The sequence below is a fragment of the Belliella calami genome (assembly GCF_022549695.1).
Classification (GTDB): Bacteria; Bacteroidota; Bacteroidia; order Cytophagales; family Cyclobacteriaceae; genus Belliella; species Belliella calami.
The window spans coordinates 1-12,163 of the sequence record NZ_JAKZGS010000008.1; the positions used below are offsets into that span (position 1 = coordinate 1).

11 protein-coding genes are annotated in these 12,163 nt (G+C 38.6%); 8 read left to right on the plus strand and 3 right to left on the minus strand.

Annotated elements, in window-relative coordinates; genetic code table 11:
- Nucleotides 1-368: 368 nt before the first annotated feature.
- Nucleotides 369-1,676, minus strand: a complete 1,308-nt coding sequence (locus MM236_RS10775; RefSeq protein ID WP_241274992.1) for an IS1380 family transposase — start codon at nucleotides 1,674-1,676, stop codon at nucleotides 369-371.
- Nucleotides 1,677-2,127: 451 nt separating this feature from the next.
- Between MM236_RS10775 and MM236_RS10780 the strand changes: the two genes are divergently transcribed.
- Nucleotides 2,128-3,021, plus strand: a complete 894-nt coding sequence (locus MM236_RS10780) for an AraC family transcriptional regulator (protein WP_241274993.1) — start codon at nucleotides 2,128-2,130, stop codon at nucleotides 3,019-3,021.
- Between the two features lie 88 nt (nucleotides 3,022-3,109).
- Here the strand turns inward: MM236_RS10780 and MM236_RS10785 are convergent, their stop codons facing one another.
- Nucleotides 3,110-3,424 carry a DUF4143 domain-containing protein gene (locus tag MM236_RS10785; protein WP_369415206.1) on the minus strand — a complete coding sequence of 105 codons (315 nt, stop codon included), beginning with the start codon at nucleotides 3,422-3,424 and terminating at the stop codon, nucleotides 3,110-3,112.
- Between the two features lie 187 nt (nucleotides 3,425-3,611).
- Between MM236_RS10785 and MM236_RS10790 the strand changes: the two genes are divergently transcribed.
- Nucleotides 3,612-5,294, plus strand: a complete 1,683-nt coding sequence (locus tag MM236_RS10790) for a DUF885 family protein (protein WP_241274995.1) — start codon at nucleotides 3,612-3,614, stop codon at nucleotides 5,292-5,294.
- A 443-nt stretch (nucleotides 5,295-5,737) separates the two neighbouring features.
- Here MM236_RS10790 and MM236_RS10795 read toward each other — a convergent pair whose 3' ends face one another.
- Nucleotides 5,738-7,045, minus strand: a complete 1,308-nt coding sequence (locus MM236_RS10795) for an IS1380 family transposase (protein WP_241274992.1) — start codon at nucleotides 7,043-7,045, stop codon at nucleotides 5,738-5,740.
- A 363-nt stretch (nucleotides 7,046-7,408) separates the two neighbouring features.
- Here MM236_RS10795 and MM236_RS10800 point away from each other — a divergent pair, with 363 nt between their 5' ends.
- From MM236_RS10800 to MM236_RS10825, 6 genes are all read left to right on the plus strand, one after another.
- A complete protein-coding gene (locus tag MM236_RS10800) occupies nucleotides 7,409-7,786 on the plus strand; it encodes a hypothetical protein (RefSeq protein ID WP_241274996.1) in 378 nt (125 codons plus the stop codon).
- A 132-nt stretch (nucleotides 7,787-7,918) separates the two neighbouring features.
- Nucleotides 7,919-8,335 (plus strand): RrF2 family transcriptional regulator, encoded by a 417-nt coding sequence (locus MM236_RS10805; protein WP_241274997.1) that lies wholly within the window; start codon nucleotides 7,919-7,921, stop codon nucleotides 8,333-8,335.
- Nucleotides 8,336-8,410: 75 nt separating this feature from the next.
- Nucleotides 8,411-8,683 (plus strand): DUF2061 domain-containing protein, encoded by a 273-nt coding sequence (locus MM236_RS10810; protein ID WP_241274998.1) that lies wholly within the window; start codon nucleotides 8,411-8,413, stop codon nucleotides 8,681-8,683.
- Complete coding sequence (locus tag MM236_RS10815; RefSeq protein ID WP_241274999.1) at nucleotides 8,658-9,362, plus strand: phosphoadenylyl-sulfate reductase; 705 nt, start codon at nucleotides 8,658-8,660, stop codon at nucleotides 9,360-9,362. The genes MM236_RS10810 and MM236_RS10815 overlap by 26 nt, the downstream gene beginning before the upstream one ends.
- Before the next feature lie 300 nt (nucleotides 9,363-9,662).
- Nucleotides 9,663-10,562: a sulfate adenylyltransferase subunit CysD gene (gene cysD, locus MM236_RS10820; RefSeq protein WP_241275000.1), complete on the plus strand. Its 900-nt coding sequence runs from the start codon at nucleotides 9,663-9,665 to the stop codon at nucleotides 10,560-10,562.
- A 305-nt stretch (nucleotides 10,563-10,867) separates the two neighbouring features.
- Nucleotides 10,868-12,121: a sulfate adenylyltransferase subunit 1 gene (locus tag MM236_RS10825; RefSeq protein ID WP_241275001.1), complete on the plus strand. Its 1,254-nt coding sequence runs from the start codon at nucleotides 10,868-10,870 to the stop codon at nucleotides 12,119-12,121.
- Nucleotides 12,122-12,163: the final 42 nt, after the last annotated feature.

The window sequence follows — 12,163 nt, forward strand, 5'->3', positions numbered from 1 at the left end:
AGGACGTTTTGATTTGTGAGCCGTTCCGTTTAAAAACGTTTAAAAATATCGCTTTAACGGCCGTAAAGCCGTTTTTCAATCAATTTTCCGTTTTGCCGTTTTGGTACTGTTTGTTTTGTGCCCTATATAATTGCCTAAAATCCGCAGGATTTTAATTTGGTTTTGATTGGGATAAATATAATTCCAAAAAGAATCATTTTGTTGTCAATCTAGGGTTTTCTGTGTTTTTGTGATAATTTTAATTTGGGTTGTGGTATGCATTATCTGTGTCATTTAGATTTTTTACACCATTTTTTATCAGTATGGACGCACCTATCCCATTGTACCATTCTAATTTTCAATGTTTTGTATGATTCGGGTAATTGAATCTAAGTTAATATTGGTGAGTAGTCTTTCTGTGTGAATAGCTTGAGGACATGTTTCCTTCCCGTCCTGATCCATTTGGCTGATACCGTTATGAATCTGAAAATGAACTTTTTGAGTCTGTAGCAGGGCTTTAGCCAAGACAGCTTCTTGGAATATTCTGCGATCAGATAACTGTAAAAGTTGGCATAGATGGCCGTCATGATCATAAAGGCAGTATTCTCCGACAAAAAAGAACAGGGCATTTTGGCCCAACCGAAGTCATTGTTCATCACATCGAAGAGGCATTCGCTTTGGCCTCTAGCATTGTAGAAGGCCACAACTTCGCTGTTGGAACTTTCTCTGTCATTGGTCAGGATCCCCCTGTAGGTATAGGCTTCACCACTGAATATGTCAGTCTGGGAGTCCTTTCTCTTAATCCTGCTGATCACCAGCCTATAGGGCTTTTCCCCGCCAAAGGGAAAATACTCTTGGATGTCGGCCACTTCCATTTCTTGGATACCCAGACGTATTTTCTTCCAGTCTCCCTTGGCAATAGAACCTATCATGCCATCCATCTTGGCACAGCGCTTTGCCCGGATATAAAGCAAGCTGCCCTGCCGTTCCACCAATTCGACAACTTTTTTCTGATAGGATGCCGAATCAGCCCTGAACCTTCCCACTTTTATCCCATTGTCCCCCAGGTTTGAAAATACCCTTTCCAGGGTTTCCTCTTGGAGGTATTTCGCTTGGCTGTTGCCGTTCCTGCCTTCTATGTAAACTGGCATCGCCTGTCCTGTATCCGGATTGCTGATCGAAGCAATGCCGGGCTGGTACCCGTTGGTCTTTTTGTAGGTTTTTTCGGCATCATACTTTTCTGTCGGCTGTACTTGGTTGTCATAGTCAAGGTCATAAAAAATGCCTGTTTTGAGCTGCTCTGTTTGTATCAACCCCTTAACCAACAAGTTATTGAGTTTCGGGTTCAGGTTGAAGCCGTGCTTTACACCGCTATCAGGATTTTCCATAAACAGCGTGTCTGTAGCCAGTTCCTTGATCCCCCTGAGAATGGTGTCTGCACTACATACCCGCATACCCCTGACGTTTTGAAGATGTCCCCTGAGATGGTCATTGATGTCCTCGGTACAATCCCCTCCATTAAGATATACCGCCAGATGGTTGATGAAAATGTCGCTATAGGAAAAACCAACAGTTTTCACCCTGCTTCCCAGATGATTATCGATAAGCATCGAAAGACCTGAGTTTTTAAATGACTCAATAACAAAATTAAAACCTCCAAAAGGTGTGATTTTTTCAGATGAATTCGTAATTTTCATATCACTTATTAAGGATGTGTGGTAACACCTAAATAAGTGAAAAAAAACGAGCCAAAAAAGCCTGAATACAATTAATTCAGCCACTTTTTTGGCTTTTTTTATTATCCGCTTGCGGATTTAGGGAATTGAATAGTTTTTGTAGTTAGGATTTGAAATCCTAAAAGAATTTAATTACGGTTTATTTATAAAATCAAAGGTTTTTTTGATAAGTAATCTGTTATGTTATATAAAAGGAAGTGTGCAAATAAATCAAAAATTCTTTTTTTTCCATATTTGAGTAGGGGAATTTGTAAAAAAATCAAAATTATATCGATAATTGAGTGACAATTTACAAACTTTGAATTATTGGTTTTATACTTTCAGTTTTGGCTTTACAAGATTATCACTCACATAGTAAAGGTTGTTTGTATATGAATTCAATTATGAAAAGCCTTTCATTTCTAAGTTGTCCATGAAAAAAGTCATATCATTTCAAATCCCAAAATCCAATAAGGAATTTGTCAGATTCCAAATAGATTCTGGAAAACACTTTTATGATAAGTTGCATCAACATCCTCAGTGGCAACTTACCTTGATTGTCAAAGGAAAAGGGCAATTGATGGTCGGGGATTATCTTGGGAGGTTTGAACCTGGAGATATGTTTTTGTTTTCTTCCAACATCCCCCATGTGTTTCGCTCTGATTCTGAATATTTTGATCAGGGATCTGAAAAAGAGTCTTTGGGTCACACCTTATTTTTTGATTTTGAAGTTTTTGGAAAGAGTTTGGTGGAAGTGGAGGAGTTTGCTGGGCTTCATCAATGGCTATCCCAAACCAAAGGTTGCTATTCGGTAATTGACAAAGCGCAAAAGAAGATTCGAAAAGAGTTGATGGTTTTTTCCAAAAATCAGGGATTGGATAAAATATTTACTGCTTTGGGTATTTTGAAAAATTTACAGTTAGCCAATGCCCTTCATCTGCTGAACCATCTTATTCCCCAAAAAGACTATTCTGAAACAGAAGGAAAGAGAATGGGCCAAGTGATGTCCTTCATCTTGTCACATAGCCAAAATTCAATTAGTCTGACAGAAGTATCTGAGGTCGCCCATTTGAGTAAAGAAGCATTTTGCAGATTTTTTAAGGAAAGAACAGGGAAAACCTTCACTGAATTTTTGTCTCAAGTGAGAATTCATCAAGCTTGTCAACTGCTGCAGGATACAGAGTTGCCAATCTCCCAAATAGCCTATCAATGCGGATTTCAAAACCTTTCGTACTTCAATCGGGCCTTCAAAAAAATACAAGGTGAATCACCAAAAGATTTTAGGGGAAGGGTGGATAAGCTTGGGTCAGATATTTATTCAAACTAATTTTATCCCTGCAAATCTAAAGTTAAATTTTAGATTTGCAGGGTTTAATCTGTTTCAGATTAATACCATTTCATTTTTCCAATTCAAATCAACCCTTTATTACACTGAGAAAGTCGACCAAACCAATGACTTCAATGCCTGATTCATAGAGATATCTTTCTTGGCCTGGAGTGATAATATAGAGTTTTTCTATTCCAAGATCTCCCATTGCCAAATAGCTTCCTTTTGTCAATTTGGGAGAAAGGCTAAGTTTGATTTCTGCAGCTGCAAGCCATTTATTTTCCCTTCGGATCAAAAGATCAATTTCTGCTCCATCTTGTGTTCTGTAATAGTAAATTTCGTCATCGATATTCAGTACAGATTTCACCTGGTGAATAACAAATGACTCCCAAGAAGTCCCCACCTATCATATTTCAATTTTATCTCGATCGTATTTCTGCTATATTTCAATCAGGTATTTCCACTCCCTACAAAATATGAAATCAAGCATGACGAAGAACGTCACACGCTGGGATGATTATCAACCATGCGAAATTCCATAGCCTGTCCCGACCAATCGGGATGACCTCTGAAAAACAAATTATAAACACATGAAAAAACTGATCCTAATTCTAGTTAGCTTTTTGATTTTCCAAGCTTCTTTTGCTACTGAATTGTATCATGCAATAAGTAGCTATCAGGCCGATGTAAGTGCATTAAGTAGAAAATATAGCAATCCCTATTCGGAGGAATATTTCCAAAGATTTGATAAGCTCTATGCTGATTGGTTGAAGGCATTGGAAGCTATGCCTTATGAAAGCTATTCCATGGATGGAAAGTTGGATTTTCAGATTTTCAGGAATTATTTAGAGAAGCAGCAGTACTTTCACCAGGTAGCATATGGAGAATTCAGAGAAGTAAGTAATGTGGTTGATTTTGGATCTCCTTTGGAAGATTTTTATCAAAAAAGAAGAGCAGCGATCAAGCCAAATGCACAGGAATTGGCAGCGACTTTTGACCAAGTAGAATTGCTCGCCAAATCGAAATGGGAGCAAATGAAGCATGCTAAGCCATACGACTCTTGGCAACAGGCAGAACTCGCTTCTTCCGTGGTGGAATCGCTTAGAAGAAGCACAGAGGAAGCTTATAGATTTTACTTTGACTACGATCCGGAGTTTACTTGGTGGATGAAAAAGCCAATGGAAAGTCTCAACGAGACTTTGAAAGGCTATTCTGATTTTCTCAAAAACCATTTCGAAAATACGGTAGTCAAGGATGATGGTTCTGGAATCATTGGAAAACCAATAGGCAAAACTAATATTGAAAAAGAGCTTTTGTACAACATGATTCCTTACACGGCAGAAGAATTGATCAAAGAAGGTGAAAAGCAATATGCTTGGTGTGAAGCAGAGATGATCAAAGCTTCAGAGGAAATGGGTTTTAGGAAAGAATGGAGAAAGGCGCTAGAGCATGTCAAAAACCAATATGTTCCTGCTGGAGTATGGCCAGGTATGGTTGTAGAAATGGCAGATGAAGCAATAGCGTTTGTAGAAACTCAAGACTTACTCACTATTCCAGATATGGCAAAAGAAACATGGAGAACAACCATGATGTCCGCCGAAAGGCAAAAAGTCAGTCCATTCTTTTTGGGAGGAGAGACAATTTTGATTTCTTATCCTACTTCTGAAATGTCCCATGAAGACAAAATGATGAGTATGCGTGGCAATAATCCGCATTTTTCAAGAGCAGTAGTGCATCATGAATTGATCCCGGGGCATCATTTGCAGCAATTTATGAATCAACGCCATTTTCCCCACAGAAGGATGTTCAACACTCCGTTTTGGGTAGAAGGATGGACTTTGTACTGGGAATTCAATCTTTGGGACAAAGATTTCCCTAGAAATGTGGAGGATAAAGTAGGGATGCTTTTTTGGAGGATGCATCGTGCAGCAAGGATCGTTTTTTCACTGAAATATCATCTTGGTGAGTGGACACCCCAACAGTGCATCGATTTCTTGGTGGATAATGTAGGACACGAGAGGGCCAATGCTGAAGCAGAAGTTCGCAGGTCTTTTGAAGGTAGTTATGGACCATTGTATCAATTAGCCTATATGATTGGAGGTATTCAAGTTTACCAATTGAGGCAAGAGATGGTTGAAGGTGGAAAAATGACCGAAAAGGAATTTCATGGTTATTTTATCACCCAAAACTACATGCCGATAGAACTCCTAAGAGCAAGGATGAATGAAGAGCTACCTGAGAATTTCAAAACCTCCTGGAAGTTTTTGGATTAAAACAATAAAATTTAATTGAGGTGTATACGTTCTAGGGTTTGACTAGGGAGAAGTTGCTTATGGTCAACACTTACTCCCTGCGGCGAAGTCCAAAGCAAACATCACTTTGATTGTTTTCAATATTTAAAAAAGAAAAAAGTCATATTAGATTACCTCTAAAAAAAATAGTTTGAATATAATCTTCCAAAGAAGAAATTTTTATAACTTGCCTAAAATCCGCAGGATTTTAATTTGGTTTTGATTGGGATAAATATAATTCCAAAAAGAATCATTTTGTTGTCAATCTAGGGTTTTCTGTGTTTTTGTGATAATTTTAATTTGGGTTGTGGTATGCATTATCTGTGTCATTTAGATTTTTTACACCATTTTTTATCAGTATGGACGCACCTATCCCATTGTACCATTCTAATTTTCAATGTTTTGTATGATTCGGGTAATTGAATCTAAGTTAATATTGGTGAGTAGTCTTTCTGTGTGAATAGCTTGAGGACATGTTTCCTTCCCGTCCTGATCCATTTGGCTGATACCGTTATGAATCTGAAAATGAACTTTTTGAGTCTGTAGCAGGGCTTTAGCCAAGACAGCTTCTTGGAATATTCTGCGATCAGATAACTGTAAAAGTTGGCATAGATGGCCGTCATGATCATAAAGGCAGTATTCTCCGACAAAAAAGAACAGGGCATTTTGGCCCAACCGAAGTCATTGTTCATCACATCGAAGAGGCATTCGCTTTGGCCTCTAGCATTGTAGAAGGCCACAACTTCGCTGTTGGAACTTTCTCTGTCATTGGTCAGGATCCCCCTGTAGGTATAGGCTTCACCACTGAATATGTCAGTCTGGGAGTCCTTTCTCTTAATCCGGCTGATCACCAGCCTATAGGGCTTTTCCCCGCCAAAGGGAAAATACTCTTGGATGTCGGCCACTTCCATTTCTTGGATACCCAGACGTATTTTCTTCCAGTCTCCCTTGGCAATAGAACCTATCATGCCATCCATCTTGGCACAGCGCTTTGCCCGGATATAAAGCAAGCTGCCCTGCCGTTCCACCAATTCGACAACTTTTTTCTGATAGGATGCCGAATCAGCCCTGAACCTTCCCACTTTTATCCCATTGTCCCCCAGGTTTGAAAATACCCTTTCCAGGGTTTCCTCTTGGAGGTATTTCGCTTGGCTGTTGCCGTTCCTGCCTTCTATGTAAACTGGCATCGCCTGTCCTGTATCCGGATTGCTGATCGAAGCAATGCCGGGCTGGTACCCGTTGGTCTTTTTGTAGGTTTTTTCGGCATCATACTTTTCTGTCGGCTGTACTTGGTTGTCATAGTCAAGGTCATAAAAAATGCCTGTTTTGAGCTGCTCTGTTTGTATCAACCCCTTAACCAACAAGTTATTGAGTTTCGGGTTCAGGTTGAAGCCGTGCTTTACACCGCTATCAGGATTTTCCATAAACAGCGTGTCTGTAGCCAGTTCCTTGATCCCCCTGAGAATGGTGTCTGCACTACATACCCGCATACCCCTGACGTTTTGAAGATGTCCCCTGAGATGGTCATTGATGTCCTCGGTACAATCCCCTCCATTAAGATATACCGCCAGATGGTTGATGAAAATGTCGCTATAGGAAAAACCAACAGTTTTCACCCTGCTTCCCAGATGATTATCGATAAGCATCGAAAGACCTGAGTTTTTAAATGACTCAATAACAAAATTAAAACCTCCAAAAGGTGTGATTTTTTCAGATGAATTCGTAATTTTCATATCACTTATTAAGGATGTGTGGTAACACCTAAATAAGTGAAAAAAAACGAGCCAAAAAAGCCTGAATACAATTAATTCAGCCACTTTTTTGGCTTTTTTTATTATCCGCTTGCGGATTTAGGGACTTGATTTTTTCGAGTATCAAATTTTTATTATGTACTTCTTTGCCTGTAGCTTTAATTCCAAGATTGAATGTCCCCTAATGTTCAATATCTATCAGTATCTAATATCAATTATTATCAGATCTAATCAAAATCAGGTTTATCTTTAGTTAGTGGCAAAGTTCCGTACTTCCATCTTTTTTATTTTCCCTTCTGCAACATCGTACCTATATTTTACGTCCTGACTTAAAACCTTTTGATTATGAGACCAATCCTTATATTATTTTTGGCAATGTTAAGTTTTCATTCATTCGCCCAAGAGACAAAGCCTGTTTCACTAAACATGATGGTCCTTTATCCAGAAGTTTATCAAGTAATTGAATTGGAACAATGTGAAAACGCAGTTTTGGCAGATTTGATTAATTTTTGTGAAGAGCAAGAGCTGACATTGATTTTGGAAGACCAGCAAATGAAGCTTTTCAAAATTTATCCATCATTTTTGGGTGTTGAAAAAGCCACTTTGGATCTGGAAGAAAAAATTGCTCATCAGATTGGTCTTCATGCAAAAGTAAAGTCAATTAAGTCTTATGGTAGAGAGTATTTGCCAGAAGAATATCATCCCCTTATCTCCAACCCATAAGCTAATTGCAATTGTTCAGCTTGCCTATTCGTGTCATTGCGCTTTGTCATTTTTATAAATAAAGCTTGCAATGAAATTCAACTAGTGTTCCATTGACTTTTCAAATCAGATAAAAAGGCTATTTTTGTAACTATGCTATCCAAAAAAACCAAATATGCTTTTCATGCCCTCACTTTTTTGGGCAAAAATAGGGATCAAAAGACTGTCTTGATTCAGGACATTGCAGCAGAGTATGGGATTTCACATAAATTCCTCGAAAATATTCTTCTTGAATTGAAAAAAGCTGGGATATTAGGCTCAAAAAAAGGCAAGGGTGGAGGATATTATTTAATCAAAGAGCCAAAAGATGTTGCGCTTTCCAAAGTAATAAGACTCTTAGATGGCCCTATCGCATTGCTACCTTGCGTAAGCTTAAACTATTACGAGCCATGCGTTGAATGTCAAAGTGAAGTGAAATGTGGGCTAAATAAAGTCATGATTCAAGTAAGAGATGAGATGCTTAATGTATTGGAAAACAAATCATTAGCAGATATTTTGGATAAAGAATAAAAATTTTTCCCCATAAACCCTACTTTTTTTATAGACTTTACATACTTTTGTAATTCAACTTACAATAAAACATATATGATTCTGGATCAACCAATCAAAAAATGGTTTGTGGACAAAACTGGAAAAGATAGCAATATCAAGAGTTTTCTGAAATCTATTTCTTGGAGAATAGTCGGGACTTTCGACACCATTATCATATCCTTTTTTATCACAGGTCAATTGAAAATGGCATTATCCATTGGGTCAATAGAAGTGGTAAGCAAGGTTATTCTCTACTATTTTCATGAAAGAGTTTGGGAAAAATTCACTAAAGAGAAAAAAGATGAGCCTTCAAAAGAATTTGCATGAGTTAAGACTGAAAGTCGACAATCTTGGACCAGTAAAAGGACTGCATTTTCTTGCAGATCTATTTCGAGACAAAGTTGTGTTTTCGACATCTTTGGGACAAGAGGATCAAGTGATCACCCAATTGATAGTTGAAAACTATATTCCAATACATATTTTTTCATTGGATACGGGAAGATTGTTTCCCGAAACATTGGATCTTTTGGCCCGAACAGAAAGTAAGTATAAAAAAAGAATAGAACTTTTATATCCGGAAAGACCATCCATTGAAGCCTTGGTTCAAGAACAAGGTATCAATGGATTTTATGATTCTGTAGAAAACAGAAAATCTTGCTGCTATGTCAGGAAAGTAGAGCCACTAAAAAGAGCACTCGCTGGCAAAAGTATCTGGGTGACTGGCCTAAGGGCAGAGCAAAGCCCAAACAGAAGCGATATGCAAAAATTGGAATGGGACGAAGCCAATCAAATCATAAAATACAACCCTTTGCTGGATTGGACATATGATCAAATGATTGCTTACATAAATGATAATAATATCCCATACAATCCCTTACATGACAAAGGGTTTATCAGTATTGGATGCGCACCATGCACAAGGGCAATCTCATCAGGTGAAGAGGCAAGAGCAGGAAGATGGTGGTGGGAAGATTCGAAAAAAGAGTGTGGCTTGCATTTGAAATGAAAAGCGAGAGACGGGAAGCAAGAGGCAAGAGTTGTAAGTCACCTCTCTCCCGAAAACATTCGGGAGAAGCTTGTCCCGCAGACCTTGCGGGGAGGTCTCGTCCCTATTTGAAACTGGAAAGTTAAAATTGAAGTTGGGGTGTGAAATTCAGTACGAGATTTCTCCCCGTAATTCTACGGGGCCAGGCCCCTTTAGTCGAAATGACTTGCCTATAAAACGAGAGGTTAAGTATAAAAATATTGAAAATGATTGCTGCCGATTTTTACGGCAAAAATCTAAAATCTAAAATCTAAGATAATTATGTCAAACCTATTTATACCAAATCCAAAAGAAGCGGAATCTATCCATATCTTGAGAGAAGTAGCAGCTCAGTTCGAGAAGCCCGTATTGCTTTTTTCTGGTGGTAAGGATTCCATCACTTTGGTGAGGTTAGCGCAAAAAGCTTTTTATCCAGCAAGGATTCCTTTTCCTTTACTGCACATTGATACAGGGCATAATTTTCCAGAAACTATCGAGTTCAGGGATCAATTGGTGGCAGAATTGGGATTAGAATTGATTGTTCGAAATGTACAGGATTCTATTGACCAAGGAAAAGTCACAGAGGAAAGAGGTCGATACGCAAGTAGAAATACCCTTCAGACAACTACGCTTCTTGATGCCATTGAGGAATTCAAATTCGATGCTTGTATCGGTGGAGCTAGGAGAGATGAAGAAAAAGCAAGAGCAAAAGAAAGGGTGTTTTCTGTAAGAGACGATTTTGGTCAATGGGATGAAAAAAACCAAAGACCAGAGCTTTTCGATATGCTCAATGGAAAAATCCACCAAGGACAAAACGTTAGGGTTTTCCCTATATCCAACTGGACTGAATTGGATGTTTGGGAATATATCAAAAATGAAAATATGGAAATCCCTTCTATCTATTTCGCTCACAAAAGAGAAGTATTCTTTAGAGATGGCATGGTTTGGACTGCAAACCAGCATGTTTATAGAGATAATTCGGAAGAAGTAGTAGAGAGAATGGTGCGATTCAGAACAGTAGGAGATATGACTTGTACTGCCGCGGTATTGTCAGAAGCAGACACCCTGGAAGCAGTAGTAGATGAAATCAGACTATCGACCATTTCTGAAAGAGGAGCGAGAATCGATGACAAACGATCTGAAGCCGCAATGGAGAAAAGGAAGAAAGTAGGGTACTTCTAGAAGCGAGAAGCAAGAGACAAGAAGCGATGCAATCAACCACGAAGTGCCTGCCTGCTGCAGGCAGGGTTAAACTTTGAATAGCCCCGTATGAAATGCGGGGAATGAAAATGATGAAGAGGGACGACAACCCCGAAGGGCCTGCCTGGCGTCAGACAGGGTTAAACTTCTCAAGTCAATAGAAAAAAGTGTCAAGTAATTTCAGGATGTGAAATACGAACTTTCAGAGAGAAAAGTAACTAGAAACAAAAAACAAGGCTCAGCAGACTTTGCTCCTCTGCTACCTTTGCGAGAAATAAGAAACGACAATGGAAAATAGAAAACTTATAAAAATAGCTACAGCTGGCTCAGTGGATGATGGGAAAAGTACCCTTATCGGTAGATTGCTTTATGATACGGGGTCTTTGACTACCGACAAGCTTGAAGCAATAGAGCGAAATAGCAAACAAAAAGGATATGATTATCTGGATTTTTCCTTGGCTACTGATGGGTTGGTGGCAGAGAGAGAGCAGGGTATTACCATAGATGTAGCACATATTTATTTCAATACAGACAAAACCAACTTTATCGTAGCTGACACACCAGGCCATGTAGAATACACAAGGAATATGGTGACAGGTGCATCTACTTCACAAGTTGCGATTATATTGATCGATGCCCGTAAAGGTGTCATTGAGCAGACTTATAGGCATTTTTTTATCAGCAATCTTTTGCGTTTAAGCCACGTAGTAGTCGCTGTCAACAAAATGGATCTGGTGAATTTTGATGAAGAGGTATATTTGAAAATCAAATCGGATTTTGAAAAACTTGTAGCGAAAAGTGATTTCACTTCTGATCAAATCACTTTTATTCCAATATCAGCTTTGAAAGGTGAGAATGTCTCCGAAAAGTCAGAGTTGATGAATTGGTACATTGGGAATACACTTTTGGATCACCTAGAGGTACTTGAGCCATCAGATTTGCAAGAAAGCAGTGCTGCAAGATTCCCAGTTCAGTTTGTGATAAGACCAAAGACAGAAGCTTACCATGATTTCAGAGGTTTTGCAGGAAAAGTGTATGGTGGAAGTTTGAAAAAAGGAGATAGCATCACCGTTTTGCCTTCATTCACAGAATCCAAAATCAAGGCTATTCATTTCTTCGAAAATGAACTCGAAGAAGCGACACCAGGCGCTTCGGTTACCTTGACTTTAGAAGATGAAGTCAACGTAAGCAGAGGAGATACCATCGTAAAATCATCTGATTTACCTAGTTCTGAAAAATCTATTTCAGCCACCATCTGTCAAGTAAATGTAAAACCACTTCGTGTAGGAGATAAATATACCCTACAACATGGAGTCAATAGGGTTTTGGCAAAAGTAGAAAGCATCCAAGGAAAAATTAAAACAGATTTTTCAGGGGAAGAGACTACAGAGCAGTTGAAACTGAATGACATCGGTAAAGTGTCTTTCAAATTGAGCAAAGCAATCCATTTTGATTCCTATAAGCAAAATAAATCAACTGGAAGCTTTATTCTAATTGACGAAGGTTCATTTGATACAGTCAGTGTTGGGTTTATTGATTGAAGATTGTAGAAGGTAGATTTAAGATTAAAAATTGGAAATAAG